The organism is Nocardioides terrae (genome assembly GCF_900112345.1).
Taxonomy (GTDB): domain Bacteria; phylum Actinomycetota; class Actinomycetes; order Propionibacteriales; family Nocardioidaceae; genus Nocardioides; species Nocardioides terrae.
Genome location: NZ_FOLB01000001.1, coordinates 264,952 through 286,662 on the forward strand (window position 1 = coordinate 264,952; position 21,711 = coordinate 286,662).

A 21,711-nucleotide genomic window follows, 5' to 3' on the forward strand; every position below is an offset into this window, starting at 1 on the left:
TTCAGCCCAGGTCGACGATCGCGGCGACCGGGCCGCCGCCCTCCGGCCCCTGGTGGGCGGCGGAGACCGAGACGAACACGGCCGGGTCGCCGGTCACCGCGGCGGTGACACCGCCGACCGCCGCCTTGATCTGCCGGTGCCAGTGCACGTCGGAGTCGTCGAGCATCGCGTTGCGGCGACCGCGCACGTGGCCGTCCTGCGAGGCCTCGCACTTGAGGAAGACGTTGACCAGCCGGCCGTCGAGGTCGGTCGGGTGCGGCCGCTCGGGCAGGTCCAGGCCGGCCGAGCGGACGGCCTCCCAGATCCCGTCGGCGTCGAGGGCGTCGCCCATCACCGAGTGACCGATCCGGTAGCGCCCGCCGACGCCGCGCGCGTTGCCGACCACGACCACCTGGGCACGGTCGAGCTCGACGCCCGAGGAGCAGGAGGCGACCGCCGAGAAGAGCGAGCGGTCGCGCATGATCTGCTCGTCCGTCGGCATGTCGATCTCACCGAGCGCGACGGCGATGCCGAGCGCCGTACCGCCGTTGGAGACGTCCATGGAGTGCAGCGTGTCATCGGTGAAGACCGTCTTCCCCCGCGCGTGCGCGTCGGCGATCGTCTTCAGCACCAGCAGCGGCGTCTTGGTCTGCACGTAGTGGACGTCGGCGACGTCGGTGATCCCGGCCCGCTCCATGGCGACCTTCACCGCGGCGGCGACCTTCTCGACCATGGCGACCCGGCCGATGTCCTCGGGCAGCAGCTCCTCGCTCATCGCGTAGCCGACGGTGAGCCGGAGGTCGTCGGTGGCCTCGGCGTCGACGGTCGCGAAGATCGTCGCGTGCGGGCTGATCACGCCGTCGGTGCCGCCCGACCACACGATCGGGATCTCCTTGACCGCCTCGGGGTCGGCGCCGCGGGAGACCAGTGCCTCGCGGAAGGCCCGGTCGGCCAGGATGCGGGTGTAGTCGTTGACGCCGCCGTTGCCCTCCGTCTTGCCGACGACGGCGATGACGCGGGTCGCCTCGAACACGCCGTCGTCGATGAGCTTGACCAGCTCGGAGGCGTCGGAGACGTGATGGAGCGGCACCTTGCGGACTTCGATCGCGGGCATTCAGCTCTTCCTTTCGGGGTCTGGCGAGACGTTCGTGCCGGCGGCGCCGGCGAGGGCGGGGACGATGTGGTCGAGCGAGCAGATCGATGCCTGCCGCCCGGTGGTGCGGACGAACCGGAGCGCGGCCTCGACCTTCGGGCCCATCGACCCGGCGCCGAACTCGCCGTCGTCGGCGTAGGCCTGCAGCTCCGACAGGGTGGTGCGGTCCAGCGGCCGCTCCTGCGGCGTGCCGTAGCCGAGCAGGACCTGCGGGACGTCGGTCGCGATGAGGAGCACGTCGGCCTCGACCGCGCCGGCGAGCACCGCCGCGGCCAGGTCCTTGTCGATGACCGCCTCGACCCCGCGCAGCCGGGCGTCGGGTCCGTCGCGGACGACCGGCACGCCGCCTCCGCCGCCGGCGATGACGACGTACCCGTTGGCGACCATGGCCAGGACGGCCGGCACGTCGAGGACCTCCTGGGGCTCGGGGCTGGCAACCACGCGGCGCCAGCCCTTGTCCCCGAAGTCGCGCCAGACCTCGCCGTGGCCGATGAGGGTCTGCGCCTCCTCGCGCGGCAGGTAGCGCCCGATCGGCTTGGACGGCTCGAGCAGGCCCGGGTCGTCGGCGCTGACGAGGGTGCGGGTGACGAGCGCCGCCACCGGCCGGTGGGCGCCGCGCGCCTGGAGGGCGAGCTCCAGCGCGTTGGCCAGGATCACGCCGATGGTCGCCTGCGTCTGCGCGACGCACCAGTCGAGCGGGACCGGGGGGACGACCGCGGCGGCGATCTCGTTCTTGACGAGCAGGTTGCCGACCTGCGGCCCGTTGCCGTGGGTGACGACCACCTCGTGGCCGGCCGCGACCAGGTCCGCCAGCCCGTCGGCCGCCCGGCCGGCCGCCGCGATCTGGTCCTCGGGCCGGGCGCGCCCGTCGGGGCTGCTCAGCGCGTTGCCGCCGAGCGCGACGAGGACTCTCATGCCTGAACGCTAGGGGCGCGCACCGGGCCGCGGCATGGGCAGGTGTTGCCGCGCCGTGGCCCGGATGTTCGGCGACAACTACGCACTCGGTCTCGCGACGGTCGCTGCGCGACCTCCTCGACCAGCGTGCTCAGCAGCGACCGTCAGCGGCCGCCGGCCACCCGGACGGTCGTCGCGGTGACGTACGACGCCTCCGGGCTCATCAGCCAGGCGACGGTGGCGGCGATGTCGTCGGGCTCGCCGGGCCGGCCGAGCGGCACGGCGCCGCCGATCCGGTCGAGCCGCTCGGCGTCCCCGGAGTCCTCGTGCATGCGGGTGCGGATCGCCCCGGGGGCGACGCCGACGACGCGCACGCCGTCGGGCCCGGCCTCCTTGCCGAGGCCGAGCGTGAGGGTGTCGAGCCCGGCCTTGGCCGCCGCATAGTGGACGTACTCCCCCGGCGAGCCGATCGTCGCCGCCCCGGAGCTGATGTTCACGAGGACACCGCCCGATCCGCCGTAGGACCGGCCGAGGCGTCGTACGGCCGCGCGGGCCACGAGCAGCGGAGCGACGAGGTTGACCTCGACGACGCGTCGCACGACCTCGGGATCGGTGTCCGCGAGCGGTCCGAGCGGACCGGCCCAGCCCGCGTTGTTGACGACGCCGGTGAGGCTCCCGGCGGTCTCGAAGAGCCTGTCCACGCCGTCCGCCGCGGCGAGGTCGGCGGCGACCAGGTCGCAGGAGACGCCGAGGCTGCGCACGGACGCGGCGGTCGCCTCGGCGGCCTCCGCGTCGGCGCGGTAGGCAAGGACCAGGTCGTGCCCGGACGCGGCGAGCCGGTGCGCGATCGCGGCACCGATGCCTCGGGTGCCCCCGGTGATCAGTGTTCGGGTCAGGTCGGCAGCGTCCACGGCCTCATTCTGGCCGGTCGTCCTCCTGGCCCATCCGGGGGCTGCCGAGGAGGTACTGGCCGAGCAGGCCCGGCTTCCTCTTCGGCTCGTGCTCCGGCTCGGGCACGATCCGCCCCTGGGCCATGTCCCAGAAGGCATCGGTCCGCCGCATCACGCCGCGCGAGACCCTGCCGAGCATGCCGCCGTGCGGCTGGTGCGGGTGCGGCCGGGTCGGCTCCTGGGGCTCGACCCGCTGGATCCGGCCGGTCAGCTCGGCGAGCCGCTCGTCGTCCAGTCGCTCGGTGAGCCGGCGGGCGAGCTCCTCCTCGTGCCGACGCTCGTCCCCCAGCGCCTGCTCGACGTCGGCCCACAGCTCCGGCCAGGCGTAGTGCCCCTCGATGGTCGAGCCGTACTCGTGCGCGTTCACGTGGTAGAGCAGCACCTCGAGCCGCTTCACCGACGCGGTGAGGTCGTGGCACAGGGCCTTGCCGTCGGGAACCTTCGCGTACTCGGGCAGCATCACGTCGTCGATGGCGTGCAGGTGCCGGGAGGTGCCGCCGAGGAAGTCGTCGATGCGGTGCCTCTCGAGGCGCGGGTCGTCGCGCGTGCCCTGCATGTGTCGGGCGGTCTCCATGCGAGCGGCCAGGTCGTCGTGCGTCGAGCCGACGTAGTCGATCAGGCAGGCGGTCTTGGTGCTCATGCTGTCACCTCGCTGAACTCGATCTCTCTTCACAGTGCCCTGCTGTTCACGAGATCACAAGCCCACAGGTTCAGGGCCGCAGGTCGACCTCCGCGTACGCCGCCCCGCCACTCAGCCCGGCATAGCCCGGGCCGCGGTCGAAGAACACGTCGGCGACCCGCGAGCGGCCCGCCCGCTCGACGGCCGTCGCCTCCGCGTCGAAGCCGAGCAGGTCACCCTCGCCGGTGAGCACGACGCCGTAGTCGTCGAGGGCGGCCGCCGGCGAGACCTTGCGCCACAGCACGTCGCGCACGACCGACGCGGGGTCGCGCTCGAGCGGGTCGCCCCAGCCGCCGCCGCCGGTGGTGCGGATCCGGATCACCTCGCCGGCCTGCACGGGCGCGGCGTCGGCGAGCGCGTCGATCTCGCGCTCGTCGGGGCCGCCCGGGTCGATCGTGACCTGGAACGGCCGGCCGGCACGGCCCCCGGCGACGCCCCAGCAGGCGAGGATCGAGCGGTCGGCGATCGACATGAAGTGGGCGTCCTTGAGCATCCGGATGTGCTTCTCGTAGCCGAGCCCGCCACGGTGCTTGCCCGCTCCCCCGCTGTCCACGGCGAGGCTGAGCGACTCCACCCGGAACGGGAAGCGCGCCTCGGTGAACTCGGTCGGGAGGTTCCTGGAGTCGGGGACGACGTGGATGGTGTCCTCACCGTCGCCGTGCGGTCGCCCGCCCGAGCCGCCGCCGAGGACCTCGCGCATCAGATAGGGGCGGCCCTCGCGGTCCTCGCCGTAGACGCCGGTGTAGCGGATGGTCTCCTGGTCGGCCGGCATCTGCCCGTCGACCGCCTTGGCGACCACCCCTGCGAGCACGCCGAGGAGCCGCAGGATGACGAACGTCCGCGCGTTGGTCGGCGCCGGGAAGACCGGCGTGAGCAGCGTGCCCGGCTCGGGGAACCGCATCTCGATGAGCGGCACGATCCCCTCGTTGACGTCGAGCTCCGCCATCCGCTCCGGGGTGTCGGCGAGGTTGCGCAGGATCGGCGCCAGCCACTTCTTGAGGAAGACACCGTCGCTGTAGTCGCCGCAGTGGTTGATCGGCCCCTTGGCCTGCGGTCCGGTGCCGTCGAAGTCGAGGATGATGCGCTCGCCGCCGGGGTCGTCGGCGCCCGTGCGGGTCAGGGTGATCCGCTGCGTGTGCAGCATCGGCTCGTCGACGCCGTCGTGCTCGGCGTAGTCCTCCCACGTCCACGTTCCGAACGGGATCTTCGCGATGATCTCGCGTCGGTAGGTGTCCGTGGTCCGGCTGATGATCGCGTCGAAGGCCGCCTCGACGGCGCCGACGCCGTACCGCTCGAAGAGCTCGCCGAGCCGTCTCGCGCCCATCAGGCAGGCGCTGCACTCGGCGTCGAGGTCGGCGGCCAATGACTCGGGCATGCGGGAGTTGCGGGTCATGATCGCCAGGGCCGAGCGGTTGGGCACGCCCGCGTCCCACAATCGGATCGGCGGGACCATCAGCCCCTCCTCGAAGACGCTCGTGGCCGCGCTCGGCATCGAGCCGGGCACCGCGCCGCCGATGTCGTCGTGGTGGCCGAACGCCTGCACGAAGGCGACGACCCTGCCGCTCGCGAACACCGGGACGGTCACGCACAGGTCGGGCAGGTGGCCGATGCCGCCCTCGGAGCGGTAGACGTCGTTGTGGAAGAAGACGTCGCCCTCGCGCATCTCCTCGATCGGGAAGTCCCGGGCGACCGGGTGGACCAGGGCGCTGTAGGACCGGCCGGTGAGCTTGCGCAGCAGCCGGTCGTGGATGCCGGCGCGGAAGTCGTGCGCGTCGCGGATCATCGGGCTGCGGCTGGTCCGCGCAATGGCGGTCTCGACCTCCTGCTCGACGGCCGCCAGGCTGCCCTGGACGATCTCGACGAGCACCGGGTCGGCGCTCCTCCCCTCGTCGGCGGTCAGGTGGCCGAACGGGAACTGGGTGGGCACTCTTCGGCTCATGCTCCGCCTGCCTCTTCCTCGTGGGCGCGGGTCACGATCAGGTTCAGGTAGGCGTCGACGGTCGCCGTGAAGCCCGGGTGGATCGGCACGGTCGAGCCGAACTCCTCCACGATGGCCGGCCCCTCCACGCGTACGCCGGGGGCGAGATCGGGCCGCCAGAGGATCGGCGCGTCGACGTACCCCTCGGCGGCGTCGAAGCAGACCGGCCTCGCGGTCTCGATACGCTCGCTGGCGCTCGCCTCTCGACCACCGACGCTTTCGCCGGTCGAGTGGCCGGAGCCGCTGGGCGGAGGCGTATCGAGACCTGCCTTCCTGATCTCCGGGCGCTGGATCGGCCCGATGCCGGAGACCCGGAGGTTGACCCACTCGACCTGCTGGGTCGGGTCGCTGGCGAAGTCGTAGCCGTAGGTCGAGCGGTGCTCGGCGTGGAACCGGTCCGCGACGACGGCGAGCGTCGCCGCGGTGACCGGGCCGTCGGGGACCGGGACGCGGACCTCGAAGGCCTGCCCGAAGTAGCGCAGGTCGGCGGTGCGCGCGAACTGGTGCTGCTCGGCCGTGAACCCCTCGCCCGTCAGCGCCTCCGCGGCCCGCGCGGTCAGCGCGTCGAGGATCGCCGCGACGTCGCCCGGGTCGAGCGCCGACGCGAGCGAGACGTGGGTCTGCACGTAGTCGTTCTTGACGTCGACGGTGAGCAGCCCGAACGCGCTGACGTTGCCCGGGTTCGGCGGCACCAGCACGGTCGGGATGCCGAGCACGTCCATCAGCCGGCACAGCAGCAGCGAGCCGGAGCCGCCGAAGGTGACGAGGGTGAAGTCCCGGACGTCGAGCCCGCGCTTGACGGTGACCTGGCGCAGCGCGTTGGCCTGGTTCCAGGCCGAGATCTCGAGGATGCCGGTCGCGCAGGCCTCGGGCGTCATGGCCAGCTTCCCGGCCAGCGCCTCCAGGCCGGCGCGCGCGGCCGGGACGTCGAGCGGGATCTCCCCGCCGAGCAGGTGCGGAGGGATCCGGCCGAGCACGACGTGGGCGTCGGTGACCGTGACGTCGGCCCCTCCGGAGCCGTAGCAGATCGGGCCGGGCGCGGCGCCCGCCGACTGCGGGCCGACCTTGAGGGATCCCTCCGGCGAGAGCCAGGCGATCGAGCCGCCGCCGGCGCCGACGGTGACCACGTCGATCATCGGGATCTTGGACGGGAACGCGCCGACCGAGCCCTCGGTCGTCAGCGTCGGCTCGCCGTCGATGACGACGGAGACGTCGGTCGACGTACCGCCCCCGTCGCTGGTCAGGATCCGCGAGAAGCCGGCGACCTTGGCGATGAGCGCCGCGCCGAGCGCGCCGGCCGCCGGGCCCGAGAGCACGGTGGTGATCGGCTGGTGGACGACCTCGTCGGCCGAGAGCACGCCGCCGTTGGACTTCATGACGTAGAACGGCGGGCCGCCGAGCTCGGCCAGCCGGCCCTTGATGTTGCCGACGTAGGAGCGCAGCCGCGGCTTGACCGCGGCGTCGACGAGGGTGGTCATCGAGCGCTCGTACTCGCGGTACTCGCGCAGCACCTCCGAGCTGATCGAGACGACGGCGTCCGGGTGCTCGTCGGTGAGGATCTCGCGCATCCGCTCCTCGTGCGCGGGGTTGGCGTAGGAGTGCAGGAAGCTCACGCCCAGGGTGCCGACGCCCTGCTCGCGGAACCAGCGGGCGACCTCACGGGCACCCGCCTCGTCGAAGGGACGCACCTCGGTGCCCTCGAAGTCCATGCGGCCCTCGACGCCCTTCACCCGGTCGCGCGCCACGATCCGGTCGGGCTTGACCCAGAAGTAGGAGTTGCCGTAGCCGTCGGGCACCGACTGCCGGGCGATCTCGAGCATCGCCTCGTAGCCGGTGTTGGTGATGAACCCGAGCCGGTCGACCTTGCCCTCGAGCAGTTGGTTGGTGGCCACCGTCGTGCCGTGGGACACGGCGGCGATCGCTTGACCGTCCTCCGCTCCGAGACCGATCAGGCCGAGCCCCTTCTCGACGCCCGCGAGGAACCCCTCGGCCGGGTCGTGCGGCGTGCTCGGCGTCTTGGTGGTGACCACCTCGCCGGTGGTCTCGTCGAACACGACCACGTCGGTGAAGGTTCCGCCGGTGTCGATCCCGATCCTGATGCTGCGGGGCGGTCGCATGCGGCAAGTGTTTCGGCCGTACGACGGCTCCGGCGACGGCACGATGTGCCGACGAACCGGCGTTTCGTTGTCAGATGTCGTCGGCGGGCCGGGCGGTCAGACGTCGGCGGCCCGCTCGTTGTAGACGCCGGCCTCCTCCTGGCCGGTCAGCGCCTGGATCGCCGTCATCACCTCGTCGGTGAGCAGCCGGCGGGCCTTGCCGAGCGGCAGGCCGTCGTACCGACCGCGCGGGTCGATCGGCTCGCCGAACGTGACGTGCACCTTCACGACCCGCGGGATGCTCGAGCCGATCGGCTGGATCCGCTCGGTGCCGCGCAGGCCGACGGGGACGATCGGGACGCCGGCGGTGAGGGCGAGATGGGCGGCGCCGGTGCGGCCGCGGTAGAGCCGGCCGTCGCGGCTGCGGGTGCCCTCGGGGTAGATCCCGAACGCCTCACCGCGGCGCAGCACGTCGAGGGCGACGTCGAGGCTCTCCAGGGCCGACTTCGTGTCGTCGCGGTCGATGGGCAGCATGCCGAGCGCCTCGAACCAGGCCCGCTGGACCGCTCCGCGGACCCCGGGCGTCGTGAAGTACTCCGACTTCGCCAGGAAGACGACCGTGCGCGGCGCCACGGACGGGATCACCACCGAGTCGACGAAGCTGAGGTGGTTGCTGGCGAGGATCACGCCGCCGCTGCGCGGGACGTTCTCGAGGCCCTGCACGTCCGGTCGCCAGACGGCCCGGAGCAGCGGCGGGACGACACGATGCACGGCGTCGTAGAACATGCTCGCGATCCTGACGGTTACCGGTCGGTCTCGGAAACCTGCGCCTCGCTGTCGGCGCGCCTTCCCGGCCTGGCGACCGGGACCTGCTCACATAGGTGAAGGGCCCTCGCGAGTATGAGTCGCAAGGGCCCTTCGGTTTGACCGATCACGGGTGAGCCTCTCGGTCGACAGCTCCTCGCCTCCGGTCCCCGCGCTGCATCACCCAGCGGCGGCGCCCTCTCCTTCGCCTTGCGGCGTCGGGTCCGGCGTCTGGACCTTCGTCTCCGAGCTGTCCCGCCTTCCTCGGTTCCTCCGGTTTCCCTTCGGTGCCTCGGTCGGCGTGAGAGAAGTTCTACGCCCCCTGTGAGCCGGGCCACAAGGGGTCGGCGAGAACAACTTCGATTCCACAGCCGACTGCACAGGATGACCCCGGTTATCCACCACGGCCGTCACTTCTCCACCGGTTGTCCACCGGTTCCGGGGACGGCTGTGCAGAACCGGTCTAGACGACCGATCGGCTCGTCGTCACCAGCCGCGCGCCTGCTCGAACGCCGCGGCGATCTCCAGGAGACGTCGGTCGGCGCCGTGCGGGGCGACGATCTGCACGCCGACGGGCAGCCCCTCGGGCGTGGCCCCGGCCGGCACGGAGATGGCGGGGCAGCCGGTGACGGTGATGAAGTAGGCCGACCGCATCCAGTCCAGGTAGCTCGCCATCGGCCGCCCGTTGATCGACGTCGGGAACTCCTGGTCGGCCGGGAAGGGCGGCACCTGCGAGGTCGGCAGGACCAGGACGTCGTAGTCGTGGAAGAACAGCCGCATGGTCTCCGCGAGCCGGGTGCGCTGGGCGTAGGCGCGGGCGACGTCGGCGCCCGTCAGCGACTCCCCGGCCCGGATGTTGTCGGCCAACGACTGCTTGAACGCGTCGGGGTGGCGGGCCAGCAGGGCGCCGAACGCCGCCTGGAATTGCCACGCGCGCAGCGTCCGGAACGTGTCGTCGGCCAGCGCCAGGTCGGGCCAGGCGGAGAAGACCGAGGCGCCGTTGCGGGCCAGGAGCCGCCCGGCCTCCTCGGTGACGGCGGCGACGGACGTGTCCACCTCGAAGGCACCGCCGAGGTCGAGCGTCCAGGCGACGCGCAGACCGTGCAGGGACCCGGCCACCGGCGGCGCGAAGGCGGCGCCGGGCTCGCCGAGCGCCTGCGGCGCGCGGGGGTCCGGCCCCGCGATCACCGAGAGCAGCAGCGCCAGGTCACCGACGTTGCGCGCCATCGGGCCGCCGACCGACGTCGTCTCCCACTGGTTGGGCTTGGGCCACTCGGGCACACGACCGAAGCTGGGACGCAGGCCGACCAGGCCGCAGAACGACGCCGGGTTGCGCAGCGAACCGCCCATGTCCGAGCCCTCGGCCAGCGGCACCATCCCCGCGGCCAGCGCCGCCGCCGCTCCCCCGCTCGACCCGCCGGCCGACCGGCTCGGGTCGACGGGGTTGCGGGTGGTGCCGAAGACCGCGTTGAACGTGTGCGACCCGGCGGCGAACTCGGGCACGTTCGTCTTCCCGACGGTCACCACCCCGGCCCGCCGGATCCGCTCGACGATCAGCTCGTCGGCCTCGGGGACGTGGTCGGCGAAGAGCGGCGAGCCGTACGTCGTCCGCCATCCGGCCACGGCGTGGGTGTCCTTGAAGGCGAACGGCAGGCCGTGCAGCGGGCCGGCCGGCGCGCCGGAGGCGAGGTGCTGGTCGGCGGCCGCGGCGCCCGCCCGGGCGCGGTCGACGTCGAGGGACACGATCGCGTTGAGGTCGTAGTTGCGCTCGCCGATCCGGGCCAGGTGGAGCTCGAGCAGCTCGCGGGCGGAGATCTGCCGCGCGCGGATCGCGGCCGCCTGCTCCCGGGCGGTCGAGGCAACGGTGAGGTCGGTCATCGGCGCCCGAGGAATCGGCCGGCGACGACGCCGAGCAGGACCAGCCCGGCCCCGACCGCGATGCCCTTGACGAACTCGTCGCGGTCACCCGACCGCGCCGGGGCGGTGAAGACCGTCCCGACGGCAGCGGGGGTCTCGATACGCTCGCTGACGCTCGCTACTCGACCATCGGACGCCCCGCTGGTCGAGTAGCCGGAGCCGATGGGCGGAGGCGTGTCGAGACCCCTGATCGCCTCGCCGATGCCCTTGAAGAACTCCCCCGCCATCCGCTTCGAGACGCTGGTCAGCATCCGCTGGCCGACTCCTCCGACCATGCCCCCGACGGTCGCGTCCGCGGCGTAGGAGACCTCCGTGCCGCCGTCGACGGCCCCCAGCGTGACGTCCACGGTCGCGTCGATCGTCCCGGGTGCGCCGGCCCCCGACAGCCGCATCACGAGCGACTGGCGCTCCACCAGGTCGGAGAGTACGGCGGTGCCGTCGTAGGTGCCCTTGATCGCGGCGACGCCCGCGGTGACCGTCATCGCGTAGGAGTTCTCCCCCACCGTCTCCAGCCGCGAGCAGCCGGGGATGGTGCGGACCAGCACGGCCGGGTCGAGGATCGCCTCCCACACCGACTCCACGGGGTGCGGGACGACGACGGATCCGGTGATCTTCACGAGTGCTCCTGACGCAGGGTGAACAGGTCCGACGGGGAGATCGGCATCGCGGTGAGGGCGAAGCCCTCGGCGTCGGAGATGGCCGAGGCGAAGACGGCCGCCGACGGGATCACGCCCGCCTCGCCGGCGCCCTTGATGCCGAGCGGGTTGAGCGGCGAGGGCGTCTCGAGGTGGTCGATGTCGATGCCGTCGGGCACCTCGGTGACGTAGGGCATGAGGAAGTCCATGAAGGACGCGTTCAGCAGCTGGCCGGACTCGTCGTAGGCCATCCGCTCGTAGAGCGCGCCGCCGACCCCTTGCGCGACGCCGCCGTGGATCTGGCCCTCGACGATCATCGGGTTGATGAGCCGGCCGCAGTCGTGCACCACGGCGTACTTCAGGATCGAGATCTCGGCCGTGTCCGGGTCGGTCTCGACGATGACCGCGTGCATGCCCGAGGCGAAGGTCGATCGCTCGGGGCTGTAGAAGTCCTTGCCCTCCAGGCCCGGCTCGTCGTCCTCGGCGACCGGCGGCTTCCCCGGGTCGCCCACGGTGAACTGGGTGGCGACCCGGGACTTCTCGTCGAAGGCGTAGCGCAGCGGGTTGGAGAGCACGGCGACCGTGCCGAGGTCGATCACGGCGCCCCCGTCGAGCGGGTTGCCCTTGACCGACACGACGCCGTCGTTGATCTCCAGGTCGTCCTCGGCCGCCTCGAGGGCGTCGGCGGCGATGCGCAGCACCTTCTCGCGGGCACGCAGCGCGGCCAGGTGGATCGCCGAGCCTGACATCACGGCCGCGCGGGAGGCGAAGGTGCCGACGGCGTACGGCATGCGCCGCGTGTCGCCGGTGACGACCTCGACGTCCTCGAAGCGGCACCCGAGCGTGTCGGCGACGAGCTGCGCGAACGCGGTCTGGTGCCCCTGACCCTGGGTGGTCAGGCCGGTGGCCACCTTCACCTTGCCGGAGGTCTCGATGTGCACGTGGGCGCCCTCGTAGGGCCCGACGCCGGTGCCCTCGACGTAGCAGGCCAGCCCGATCCCGACGCGTCGGCCCTGTGCGGCCATCTCCTGCTGGTAGGCCGGGAAGTCGTCCCAGCCGACGAGGGCCTTGATCTTCTCCAGCATCGCCGGGTAGTCGCCGGAGTCGTACTCCAGCTCCCGGCCGTCCTGGAAGATCAGCCCCTGGTCGTAGGGGAACTCGTCGGGCTGGATGAAGTTGGCCGCCCGCACCTCGGTGCGGTCCTTGCCGAGGAACCCCGCGATGGCGTCCATGGTCCGCTCCATCGCGTAGCAGCCCTGCGGCCGGCCGGCGCCGCGGTAGGGCGTCACCATCACGGTGTTGGTGTAGAGCGACTCGAAGACGACGCGGTAGACCTCGGGCTTGTAAGGCCCGAGCAGCTGCGTGGAGGTGATGATCGGGACGATGAGGCCGTAGGGGATGTAGGCGCCGTGGTCGTGCCAGAACCGCACGTCGAGCGCGAGCAGCCGTCCGTCGTCGTCGAAGCCGACCTCGACGTGCTGGACCTGGCCGCGCTCGTGAGCGCTGGAGATGAAGTGCTCGCGGCGGTCCTCGGTGAACTTCACGGTCCGGCCCAGGGCGCGCGCGGCGAGCGGGACGAGCAGCTCCTCGGGCCACGGGTGGTTGATCTTGACGCCGAAGCCGCCGCCGACGTCCGGGGTGACGACGTCGACCTGGCCGAGGTCGAGGCCGAGCTTGGCCGCCACCACCGCGCGTACGCCGGTCGAGGTCTGCGTCGACGTCCAGACCTGCAGCCGGTCGGTGTCGGGGTCCCACCGGGCGACGGTGCCACGGCCCTCCAGCGGGGTGCAGGCGGACCGCTCGACGGTCAGGTCGAGCGTCAGTGTGTGCGGCGCCTTGGCCATCGCGGCCTCGACGTCACCGGTGGCCTGCTCCATCCGAGCCGCCACGTTGCCGGGCACGTCGTCGTGGACGAGGTGCTCGGCGGCGCGGGCCGCGTCGATGCCCACGACGGGCGGCAGGAGGTCGTAGGCGACCTCGATGCGGCCGACCGCGTCCTCGGCGAGGTAGCGGTCGTCGGCGACGACGAACGCGATCGCCTCGCCGACGTAGTTCACCCGGTCCTTGGCCAGGGCGTACTGCGTGCGTCCCTCGGTCAGCGCGGGGTGAGGGATGAGCAGCGGCAGCGGCTCCGCCATCGGGCCGGTCAGGTCGTCGTAGGTCCACACCGCGTGGACGCCGTCGACGTCGAGCACACCGGAGACGTCGATGTCGACGATGCGGGCGTGCGCGTGCGGGCTGCGCAGCACCGCGCAGTGCAGCGTGCCGGGCGAGACGGCCACGTCGTCGGCGTACCGGCCCCTGCCGCGGAGGAGCCGCTGGTCCTCCGTGCGCTGCACCGGCTGGCCCATCAGCTTGGTGGTCATCGCTGCTCCCCGCTCAGCTCGGCGGCGCGCTCGACGGCCTTGACGATGTTCTGGTAGCCCGTGCAGCGGCACAGGTTGCCGGCGATCATGTCGCGGGCCTGCTCGTGCGTCGGGGTCGGGTTGTCGCGCAGCCCCGCGGTGATCGTGGTGAGGAAGCCGGGGGTGCAGAAGCCGCACTGCAGCCCGTGGCACTCGGCGAACGCCTGCTGCACGGGGCCGAGGCTGTCGTCGTCGTTCGCCAGCCCCTCGACCGTGGTGACCTCGGCGCCCTGCGCCGTGACGGCGAACATCAGGCACGACCGCACCGGCCGGCCGTCGAGCAGCACCGTGCAGGCCCCGCAGACCCCGTGCTCGCAGCCGACGTGGGTGCCGGTCAGCCCGAGGTCGTGGCGCAGCGCGTCGGAGAGCAGCCGGCGGGCGGGCACGGCCAGGTCGTGGGTCACCCCGTTGACAGTCAGGGCGAACTCGTGGAGGTCCTCGCTCATCTCGCCTTCCTCGCCTCTCGCACGACCTTCGCGGTGAGCACCCTGACCAGCTGGGCGCGGTAGTCGGCGGTCGCGTGGATGTCGCCGATCGGGTCGAGCCGGCTCAGGGCCGCCTCGCCCAGGTCGTCGTCGGGCACGTCGGTGAGGTCGATCACCGTCGGCACGTCGCTGACCGAGAGGTACGCCGCCTTGACCGTGTCGTTCGAGACCAGGGCCGCCACGCCGACCAGCGCGTAGTCGCCGTGCCGCCGCGCGACCTCGGCGAACGCCACGCCGGCGCCGTCGGCCAGCGCCGGGAAGGTCGCGCCCAGCGCCAGCTCGTCGGGTGCCAGCGACGACTCCAGAGGCCCGACGAAGAGCTCCTCGGCAGGGACGGTGCGCGTCCCACGCACCGACCCCACGTCGAGGGACCCGCCCAGCAGGGCGAGCACGGCCGGCAGCTCGGCGGCGCTGTCGGCGTGCACGATCGACCCGACCGACGTACCCCTGTTGCGGATGGTCGGGTGGGCGACGTGGGCGAGCGCCTGGGCCAGCAGCGGCTGGGCCAGCCGCGCTTCCTCGGAGGCGAGCAGGTCGGCGTGCCGGACCAGCGCGCCGACGTGGACGCCCTCGGGCCGGATCTCGATCGCGGCCAGCCCCGCCGCCGGGTCGAGGTGGTTGATGTCCACCAGCGCCGGCGGCGAGGCCAGCCGCATCGAGAGCAGCGGGACCAGGCTCTGCCCGCCCGCGAGCACCTTCGCGCCCGCACCGTCGCGCAGCTCTGCTGCCAGTGCTTCGCACGCCTCGGCGGGCGTGCTCGGACGGTGGTAGCGGAAGGGGGCAGGCTTCACGAGTCCGTGTGCATCCTGTGGTCGTCGCGGTCCTCGCCGCCGATGTGGCGGTGAGGCGCCGCGTGGTCCTCGACATGGGCGCCGGGATGGCCGACGGCGATGATGGCGCCGTCGTCGACGCCCCGGGGCGCGACGACGCGGGCGAGGTGGTAGCCGCCCACCACCACGATCGTGCCGAGCGCGATGCCGGTCAGGCTGAAGTCGTCGGTGAACTTCAGCGTGGCGTCGCCGACGGCGAGAATGATTCCCGCGGCGAGCGGCACGAGGTTGGCGGGGTTCGCGAAGTTGACCCGGTTCTCAATCCAGATCTTGGCGCCGAGGAGACCGATCATGCCGTAGAGCACGAGCGTGATGCCGCCCAGCACAGCTGGCGGGGTCTGGTTCACGATCGCGCCGAACTTCGGGATGAAGCCGAGCAGGATCGCCACGATCGCGGCCACGAAGTAGGCGGCCGTCGAGTAGACCCGGGTGGCCGCCATGACGCCGATGTTCTCGGCGTACGTCGTCGTCGGCGAGCCACCGACCGCGGAAGCGATGACGGTGCCGACGCCGTCGGCGGCCACCGCACGGCCCATCAGCGGGTCGAGATCGGCGCCGGTCATCTCGGAGACCGCCTTGACGTGACCGACATTCTCGGCGATGAGCGCGATGACCGCCGGCAGCGCCAGCAGGATGAACGTGATCGAGAACGACGGCGCGTGCCAGCCCACCGCATCCAGGTTGCCGGCCAGCGTCTGGTTGCCGACCAGGCCGTCGGCGGTGTGCTTGGGGAAGCCGAACCAGTCAGCATGCTTCACCGGGCTCCAGTCGACGCGGGCGTGCGTGGTCGCCTCGCCGTTGGAGGACGGCGTCACCGAGGTGATCTTCCCGAAGATCCCGTCGAACAACCACGACACGAGGTAGCCGAAGATCAGGCCGAGGAAGACCGCGATCCGGCCCGCGAAGCCGCGCAGTCCGACCGCCATGAGGACGACTGCCACCATGGTGATGATGGCCACCCACGCATCGGCCGGCATGTAGGTCTTGGTGGCTACCGGCGCAAGGTTGAAGCCGATCAGCATCACTACGGCGCCCGTGACGGCGGGCGGCAGCACCGCGTTGACCACACCCGCGCCGAGGAAGTGGATCACCAGGCCGACGATGGCGAGAACGATGCCGGCAACGAGGATGGCCCCGGTGACGTCCGCGGGGCCGCCCTTCTGGGCGTAGATGGCGGTAGCCGCGCCGACGAAAGACGCCGAGGTGCCCAGGTAGCTGGGCACCTTGCCCTGGACGATCAGCAGGAAACAGATCGTCGCGATACCGGACATCATGATCGCCAGGTTGGCGTTCAGCCCCATGACGATAGGGAAGACGAATGTCGCGCCGAACATCGCCACGACGTGCTGGGCCCCGATGCCCACGGTCTTCGGCCAACTGAGGCGCTGATGGGGGGCGACGGGCTGACCCGGCGCCGGGTCGACCACGTCCCACTTGAACAACGACGACATCGCTGAACCCTTCTCTGGTGCCTCGCTCGGGGTCGAGGCGGATCTGCTCAAACTAGTGACGCAGATCATGGCCACTCGACGGCGACACCTGCCGAAGGCTCGCCAGAGCGGTGGGCAGCAGTTGTGCGGTGTCGCCGGCGCAGGCGGCCCGGTGATCAGCCCGTGATCTCGAGGACGCGCAACGCCACGGCGACGTCGAGCCGCAGGTGCGGGTCCTGTGAGAGCGGCCCGAGCAGCCGCTCGAGCTTGGAGACGCGGTAGCGCATCGTGTTGTAGTGGAAGAACTGGCTGCGCGCCGCCTCGGCGACGTTGAAGTTCGTGTCGAGGAGGACCTGCAGCGTGCGCCGGAGGTCGGCCGCGTCGCTCGAGTCGTCGGCGAGCGGCCCGAGCACGTCGTGCGCGAACGAGCGCAGCTCCGCCTGGTCGGGGATGAGGGCGATCAGCCGGTGCAGGCCGAGGCCGTCGAAGAACGTCGTCGACCCGCCGCCGTGCACCCGTCGCCCGACCTCGACGGCGCGCTGGGCCTGGGCGTAGGCCTCGGAGAGCTCGTCGACGGTGCTCGCGATCCGGCTCACCCCGACGCTGAACGGACGACGGCCGCCGCCCTTGTCACCGGTGACCGCGGTGACGGCGCGGCGGACCGCGGTGTGTCCGCTGTCGGCGCAGTCGGCGACGGGGAGCAGGACGACGACCTCGGAGGAGAAGTCGACCGTCGGGATCGACTCGTCCAGGCCGCGGGTGACCTGGCGCCAGGCCGCGGCGAACCGCTCCTGCCACTGCCGCCTGACCAGGCGGGCGACCGGCGCGGTGTCCGGTGGCAGGGGGTCGATCTCGGCGCAGAGCACCACGACCGGCCGGTCGAGGTTCCAGCCGAAGGTCGCGGCGTGCTCGGCGACGTAGTCGTCGCTGTTGGGCCCGCCGGTCCGGTGCAGGAGCAGGTCGCGCAGGAAGTCGCCTTGATACTTGTTCTCGATGGCGGTGATCGCCTCCTGCCGGGTGATCAGCAGCGCGGCGACGGCGGCGGCCCGCTCGAGAGCCTGGACGTCGTCCTCGGCGATCGGCCCGTCGAGCTTGACCACGATGAGCCGGGCCAGGTCCGACCCGCCGGCGGCGACGCGCTGGCTTCGCGCCTCGGCGCCGTCGCGCATCGGCACGCTCGACCCGCTCAGCCGCTCGACCCTGATCCGGCCGGTCGGGTCGACCAGGTGGTGCACGTCGAGCATCGCCCGATGGTCGAGCGTCACCGCCGACGCGCGTTCGCGTCCGTCGGTCGACGTCACCAGCACGCCGACGCCGACCACCCTGGCCACCTCGGCGGCGATGTTGTCGAGGGTGCCGTCCTCCAGCACGATCTGCGTGAGCGCGCGGTGCAGCGCGTCGATCCGGGCCAGCGCATCGATCGCGCTGCGCTGGTCGACGGGCTGGTCGACGGGCTGGTCGACGGGCCGATCGACGGGCCGATCGACGGGCTGGCCCACGAGCTGTTCCGTCATGAGCCGCTCCCTATCAACATCTGCAGCCGTCCTCACGGATCGTTGTCAGGTCCTCACATCGGCACACCGTAAAGCACGCCGCTACCGTCAGGCACGTGAAACCCCCGACCCGGCTGCCGGCGGCCGCCTCACGCCGCGTCCGCGACCGGATCGGGAGCGCGCCCGACGGGCCGCTGCCCGTCCTCCACCGCGGCCCCCACGCGCTCTACCTCGACCTAGCCGGGCGGTGCCTCGGAGTCGTCGACCGCCTGGCCGCCCAGGTGCCGTGCGCCCTGCGGGTGACGAGCCTGACCGGGCTCGAGAGCGCCTCGGCCACGGTCGTGGCCGGCGTCCTCCACCTCGACGGCAGCCCGCTGCCGATCGGGCGGATCGTCGACGTCGCGGTCCCGCGCATCCCTGCCGCGGGCCGGGCCGAGCAGCCCTCCGCCGCCCGGGTCGCCGAGCTGGTCGGCTCGGGCACCGGCCTGACGCCGTACGGCGACGACGTGCTGTGCGGCTGGCTCGCGATGCACCGCGCGGCCGGTGTCCAGACCCCCGCCGTCGACGCTGCCGTGCGGTCCCTGCTCCACCGGACCACGCTGCTGTCCGCGACCCTGCTCGACTGCGCCCTGCACGGCGAGGTGCTGCCGGAGTTCGCCGACTGGGTCCGGGCGCTCGGGACGTCCGATGAGGCAGCGGCCACCGCCGCCCTGGAGGGGATCGGCCACACCTCGGGCCGAGGCCTGTTGACCGGAGCGCGGCGCGCGCTCGCCACGCTGAGAGTGCCGGTGCCCGCATGACGACCACGAGCCATACCCACGTCGAGCTCCGCCCGGGCGCGTACGCCGACTCGGTCACCCTGCTGCAGGTCTCCCGCCAGGTCCAGGGACTCGCCGGCGTCCAGGCCGCGCAGGTCGCGATGGCCACGGCCCTCAATCTCGACGTCCTCACCGAGATGGGCTTCCAGGTCCCCGGTGAGGCGACGGCCAACGACCTCGTGGTCGCGGTCCGGCTCGACGGCGAGGAGCACCTCGCCGACGTGCTGGACGGTGTCGCGCAGGCGCTCGTCGACGCCGCCCGGGTGCCCTCCGGGGCAGGGGGCGCTGGAGATGCCGTCGCACCGCCGCGCACGACCGGGGCCGCGCTGCGTCGCGAGCCGGACTCGATGGCGCTGGTCTCCGTCCCCGGCGACCTGGCCGTCCTCGAGGCGATGGACGCGGTCGAGGCCGGCCGTGACGTGATGGTCTTCAGCGACAACATGCCGGTCGAGCAGGAGGTCGCGCTCAAGCGAGCCGCCGCGGGGACGGGGTCGCTGGTGATGGGCCCCGACTGCGGGACGGCGGTCGTGGGAGGCATCGGGCTCGGGTTCGCCAACGTTGTCGAGCCCGGCCCGGTCGGGATCGTCGCCGCCTCCGGCACCGGCACGCAGCAGCTCCTCGCCCTGCTCGCCCACGCCGGCGTCGGCGTCTTCTCCGCGCTCGGCGTCGGGGGCCGTGACCTGTCCTCGGCGGTCGGCGGCGCCTCGACCCGGGAGGCGCTGCGCCGCCTCGACGAGGACCCGTCGGTCGAGCTCATCGTGCTGCTCTCCAAGCCGCCCGCGCCCGAGGTGGCCGCCGCGATCAGGTCGTACGCCGACACGCTGGCCACCCCCGTCACGATCGCTCTGCTCGGTCCCGACGCGCCCGACATCACGGCGTCGGCGGAGGCGGTGCTGACCCGGCTCGGCGTGGCGGTGCCCGAGTGGCCGGTCCACGGCGCCGCCCACCCGGCCGCGGTCGGCCGGTGGCTCCGCGGGCTCTTCGTCGGCGGCACGCTCTGCGACGAGGCGATGCTCATCGCGTCGCGGCGGCTGGGACCGCTCCGCTCCAACATCCCGCTCGCGCCCGACCAGGCGCTGCCCTCCTCGCTGACCGCCGACGCGCACACGTTCGTCGACTTCGGCGACGACGCGCTGACCGTCGGCCGGGCCCACCCGATGATCGACCCGACCCTGCGGCTCGACCACCTCGCGAGGGCGGCCGCCGATCCGCAGACCGCCGTGATCCTGCTCGACGTCGTGCTCGGCCACGGCGCCGACGACGATCCGGCCGCCTCCCTGGCCCCCGCCCTGGAGCCGATCCGGACGCCGGTGATCGTCTCGCTCGTCGGCACCGCCGGCGACCCGCAGGGCCTCGACCGGCAGGCCCGGGCGCTCGCCGCCGCCGGCGCCGAGGTGCACCTGTCCAACGCCAGTGCGACCCGACGCGCCGTCGAGCTCGTCCCGACCTACCACGGAGAGCGCTGATGACCCACGTCGTCTCCTCGGGCATCGACCTGCTCGCGACCGCCGTCGAGGACCAGGCGGTCACCGTGACCCGCGTCGACTGGCGCCCGCCGATGCCCGGGACGGCCGCCGACCTGGCCACCGTCGCCACCGACCCGCTCCGCGCCGCCGCCAACCAGCAGGCCCTCGCGGCCTTCCTCGGCGTCACCGCCCGGCTCGTCGACGTCGCGCCTGCCAGCGAGGTGCTCGGCCTCGAGCGGGGGCACTTCCTCCACGCCGGCCCGCCGATCGGCTGGGACCGCGCGTCCGGACCGCTGCGCGGCGGCCTGATGGCGGCTGCCGCGTTCGAGGGGCTGGTCGACGACCCGGAGGACGCCGCCGCGCTCTTCGAGAGCGGGTCGTTCACGCTGGAGCCTTGCCACCACCACCACGCGGTCGGACCGATGGCGGGGGTGGTCTCGCCGTCGATGTGGATGTTCGTGCTCGCCGACGACACAGCCGGTGGCCGGCGTACCTTCTGCTCGCTCAACGAGGGCCTCGGCAAGGTCCTGCGCTACGGCGCGTACGACGACACCGTGCTCACCCGCCTGCGCTGGATGCGCGACGTGCTCGGCCCGGCCCTGCAGCGTGCGGTCCGCGGCACCGAGAGCGTCGACGTCACCGGCATCCTCACCCAGATGCTCCAGATGGGCGACGAGGCCCACAACCGCAACCGGGCCGGCACCCTCATGCTGCTGCGCGACCTCTCCCCCGCGCTGGTCGGCAGCGGCGTGGACACGGCCGACCTGGCGCAGGTGTTCCGGTTCATCGGCGGCAACGATCACTTCTTCCTCAACCTCGCGATGCCCGCCTGCAAGCTGGCGCTCGACGCCGCCCGCGACATCCCGGGCTCCACGATGGTCGTCGCGATGGCCCGCAACGGCACGGACTTCGGCATCCAGGTCTCCGGGACCGGCGACGATTGGTTCACCGGGCCCGCGCAGGTGCCCGAGGGGCTCTTCCTCGGCGACTACGGCCCCGAGGACGCCAACCCGGACATCGGCGACTCGGCGATCACCGAGACCGCGGGGATCGGCGGCTTCGCCATGGCGACCGCGCCCGCCATCGTCCGGCTCGTCGGCGGCTCGGTGCCCGACGCGCTGGCCGCGACCCGCCGGATGCACGAGATCTGCCTCGGGGAGAACCCGCGCTGGAGCATCCCCGTGCTCGAGTTCCAGGGGGTCCCGTCGGGCATCGACGTCACCCGGGTGTGCCGGACCACGATCCTGCCGCAGATCAACACCGGCATGGCCGGCCGCGTCGCCGGGACCGGCCAGGTCGGCGCCGGCCTGGTCACCCCGCCGGCCGAGGTCTTCCCCGCGGCACTGGCCCGGCTCGCCGAGCTCAGCCGGCAGAGGGCAGCCACAACGCCTTCCTGACGTCGACAGCACCGGTCGGCCGCAGCGGCGTCCCCTCCTCCAGCCACGCCTGCCGGGCCTCGTCGAGCAGCCGGTCCGGCAAAGTCCCGTCGGAGCGGACGCAGCGCCACCACGTCACGGTGGCGCCGTGCCGCGACATGACCCGTGCGGCGAAGCGCGGGCCGTAGCCGTAGGCGTCGAAGAGCGCGTCGGCGATGGCGCCGTACGTCGTCACCCGGCCGCGCGGCACCTGCTCGACCAGGGACAGCACCGCGTCGTCGTACTCGGTCAGCTCCGGAGGGCCGTCGTCCACCCCGCCGAGG

18 protein-coding genes are annotated in these 21,711 nt (G+C 72.7%); 3 read left to right on the plus strand and 15 right to left on the minus strand.

Features of this window, described 5'->3' with window-relative positions; translation table 11 throughout:
• Position 1: 1 nt before the first annotated feature.
• The 14 genes from bar to BM236_RS01340 all read right to left on the minus strand — a co-directional run bounded on the left by bar (position 2) and on the right by BM236_RS01340 (position 17,749).
• Positions 2-1,093, minus strand: coding sequence for a barbiturase (bar, locus tag BM236_RS01280; RefSeq protein ID WP_091119281.1), 1,092 nt, complete (start codon positions 1,091-1,093; stop codon positions 2-4).
• Positions 1,094-2,047, minus strand: a complete 954-nt coding sequence (locus tag BM236_RS01285; RefSeq protein ID WP_091119284.1) for a carbamate kinase — start codon at positions 2,045-2,047, stop codon at positions 1,094-1,096.
• Positions 2,048-2,190: 143 nt separating this feature from the next.
• Entirely contained in the window at positions 2,191-2,937 is a 747-nt protein-coding gene (locus tag BM236_RS01290) for an SDR family oxidoreductase (RefSeq protein ID WP_245750065.1), read from the minus strand.
• 4 nt (positions 2,938-2,941) lie between these two features.
• Entirely contained in the window at positions 2,942-3,616 is a 675-nt protein-coding gene (locus BM236_RS19175) for a hypothetical protein (protein WP_217645177.1), read from the minus strand.
• A 70-nt stretch (positions 3,617-3,686) separates the two neighbouring features.
• Positions 3,687-5,594, minus strand: a complete 1,908-nt coding sequence (locus BM236_RS01295) for a hydantoinase B/oxoprolinase family protein (protein ID WP_091119288.1) — start codon at positions 5,592-5,594, stop codon at positions 3,687-3,689.
• Positions 5,591-7,750 (minus strand): hydantoinase/oxoprolinase family protein, encoded by a 2,160-nt coding sequence (locus BM236_RS01300; protein ID WP_091119290.1) that lies wholly within the window; start codon positions 7,748-7,750, stop codon positions 5,591-5,593. Before BM236_RS01300 ends, BM236_RS01295 begins: the two co-directional genes overlap by 4 nt.
• A gap of 96 nt (positions 7,751-7,846) precedes the next feature.
• On the minus strand, positions 7,847-8,515 hold the full coding sequence (locus BM236_RS01305) for a lysophospholipid acyltransferase family protein (protein WP_091119292.1): 669 nt from the start codon (positions 8,513-8,515) through the stop codon (positions 7,847-7,849).
• Between the two features lie 504 nt (positions 8,516-9,019).
• Positions 9,020-10,411, minus strand: coding sequence for an amidase (locus BM236_RS01310; protein WP_091119294.1), 1,392 nt, complete (start codon positions 10,409-10,411; stop codon positions 9,020-9,022).
• Positions 10,408-11,067, minus strand: coding sequence for an SRPBCC family protein (locus tag BM236_RS01315; protein WP_091119297.1), 660 nt, complete (start codon positions 11,065-11,067; stop codon positions 10,408-10,410). The genes BM236_RS01310 and BM236_RS01315 overlap by 4 nt, the downstream gene beginning before the upstream one ends.
• Positions 11,064-13,451 (minus strand): aerobic carbon-monoxide dehydrogenase large subunit, encoded by a 2,388-nt coding sequence (gene cutA / locus BM236_RS01320; protein ID WP_091119299.1) that lies wholly within the window; start codon positions 13,449-13,451, stop codon positions 11,064-11,066. The genes BM236_RS01315 and cutA overlap by 4 nt, the downstream gene beginning before the upstream one ends.
• Positions 13,448-13,936: a (2Fe-2S)-binding protein gene (locus BM236_RS01325; protein ID WP_091119302.1), complete on the minus strand. Its 489-nt coding sequence runs from the start codon at positions 13,934-13,936 to the stop codon at positions 13,448-13,450. The genes cutA and BM236_RS01325 overlap by 4 nt, the downstream gene beginning before the upstream one ends.
• On the minus strand, positions 13,933-14,766 hold the full coding sequence (locus tag BM236_RS01330; protein ID WP_091119303.1) for an FAD binding domain-containing protein: 834 nt from the start codon (positions 14,764-14,766) through the stop codon (positions 13,933-13,935). Before BM236_RS01330 ends, BM236_RS01325 begins: the two co-directional genes overlap by 4 nt.
• Complete coding sequence (locus tag BM236_RS01335; protein ID WP_091119306.1) at positions 14,763-16,256, minus strand: uracil-xanthine permease family protein; 1,494 nt, start codon at positions 16,254-16,256, stop codon at positions 14,763-14,765. The genes BM236_RS01330 and BM236_RS01335 overlap by 4 nt, the downstream gene beginning before the upstream one ends.
• Before the next feature lie 155 nt (positions 16,257-16,411).
• The gene (locus BM236_RS01340) at positions 16,412-17,749 is read right to left on the minus strand and encodes a PucR family transcriptional regulator (RefSeq protein ID WP_091119308.1); all 1,338 of its coding nucleotides are present in this window, start codon (positions 17,747-17,749) and stop codon (positions 16,412-16,414) included.
• Positions 17,750-17,844: 95 nt separating this feature from the next.
• Between BM236_RS01340 and BM236_RS01345 the strand changes: the two genes are divergently transcribed.
• The 3 genes from BM236_RS01345 to BM236_RS01355 are packed head-to-tail and all read left to right on the plus strand — an operon-like array spanning position 17,845 to position 21,409.
• Positions 17,845-18,528 (plus strand): oxamate carbamoyltransferase subunit AllH family protein, encoded by a 684-nt coding sequence (locus BM236_RS01345; protein WP_175507493.1) that lies wholly within the window; start codon positions 17,845-17,847, stop codon positions 18,526-18,528.
• On the plus strand, positions 18,525-20,012 hold the full coding sequence (locus BM236_RS01350) for an AllF/FdrA family protein (RefSeq protein ID WP_091119313.1): 1,488 nt from the start codon (positions 18,525-18,527) through the stop codon (positions 20,010-20,012). The genes BM236_RS01345 and BM236_RS01350 overlap by 4 nt, the downstream gene beginning before the upstream one ends.
• The gene (locus tag BM236_RS01355; protein WP_091119315.1) at positions 20,012-21,409 is read left to right on the plus strand and encodes a YlbE family protein; all 1,398 of its coding nucleotides are present in this window, start codon (positions 20,012-20,014) and stop codon (positions 21,407-21,409) included. The genes BM236_RS01350 and BM236_RS01355 overlap by 1 nt, the downstream gene beginning before the upstream one ends.
• On the opposite strand, the gene BM236_RS01360 is transcribed toward BM236_RS01355, so the two are convergent.
• Entirely contained in the window at positions 21,375-21,701 is a 327-nt protein-coding gene (locus BM236_RS01360; protein ID WP_217645178.1) for an MGMT family protein, read from the minus strand. The genes BM236_RS01355 and BM236_RS01360 overlap by 35 nt on opposite strands.
• Positions 21,702-21,711: the final 10 nt, after the last annotated feature.

Coding starts and splice junctions, on each gene's coding strand:
- bar (WP_091119281.1), bottom strand. CDS start 1,093: ATGCCCGCGATCGAAGTCCGCAAGGTGCCGCTCCATCACGTCTCCGAC.
- BM236_RS01285 (WP_091119284.1), bottom strand. CDS start 2,047: ATGAGAGTCCTCGTCGCGCTCGGCGGCAACGCGCTGAGCAGCCCCGAC.
- BM236_RS19175 (WP_217645177.1), bottom strand. CDS start 3,616: ATGAGCACCAAGACCGCCTGCCTGATCGACTACGTCGGCTCGACGCAC.
- BM236_RS01295 (WP_091119288.1), bottom strand. CDS start 5,594: ATGAGCCGAAGAGTGCCCACCCAGTTCCCGTTCGGCCACCTGACCGCC.
- BM236_RS01300 (WP_091119290.1), bottom strand. CDS start 7,750: ATGCGACCGCCCCGCAGCATCAGGATCGGGATCGACACCGGCGGAACC.
- BM236_RS01305 (WP_091119292.1), bottom strand. CDS start 8,515: ATGTTCTACGACGCCGTGCATCGTGTCGTCCCGCCGCTGCTCCGGGCC.
- BM236_RS01310 (WP_091119294.1), bottom strand. CDS start 10,411: ATGACCGACCTCACCGTTGCCTCGACCGCCCGGGAGCAGGCGGCCGCG.
- cutA (WP_091119299.1), bottom strand. CDS start 13,451: ATGACCACCAAGCTGATGGGCCAGCCGGTGCAGCGCACGGAGGACCAG.
- BM236_RS01325 (WP_091119302.1), bottom strand. CDS start 13,936: ATGAGCGAGGACCTCCACGAGTTCGCCCTGACTGTCAACGGGGTGACC.
- BM236_RS01335 (WP_091119306.1), bottom strand. CDS start 16,256: ATGTCGTCGTTGTTCAAGTGGGACGTGGTCGACCCGGCGCCGGGTCAG.
- BM236_RS01340 (WP_091119308.1), bottom strand. CDS start 17,749: ATGACGGAACAGCTCGTGGGCCAGCCCGTCGATCGGCCCGTCGATCGG.
- BM236_RS01350 (WP_091119313.1), top strand. CDS start 18,525: ATGACGACCACGAGCCATACCCACGTCGAGCTCCGCCCGGGCGCGTAC.
- BM236_RS01355 (WP_091119315.1), top strand. CDS start 20,012: ATGACCCACGTCGTCTCCTCGGGCATCGACCTGCTCGCGACCGCCGTC.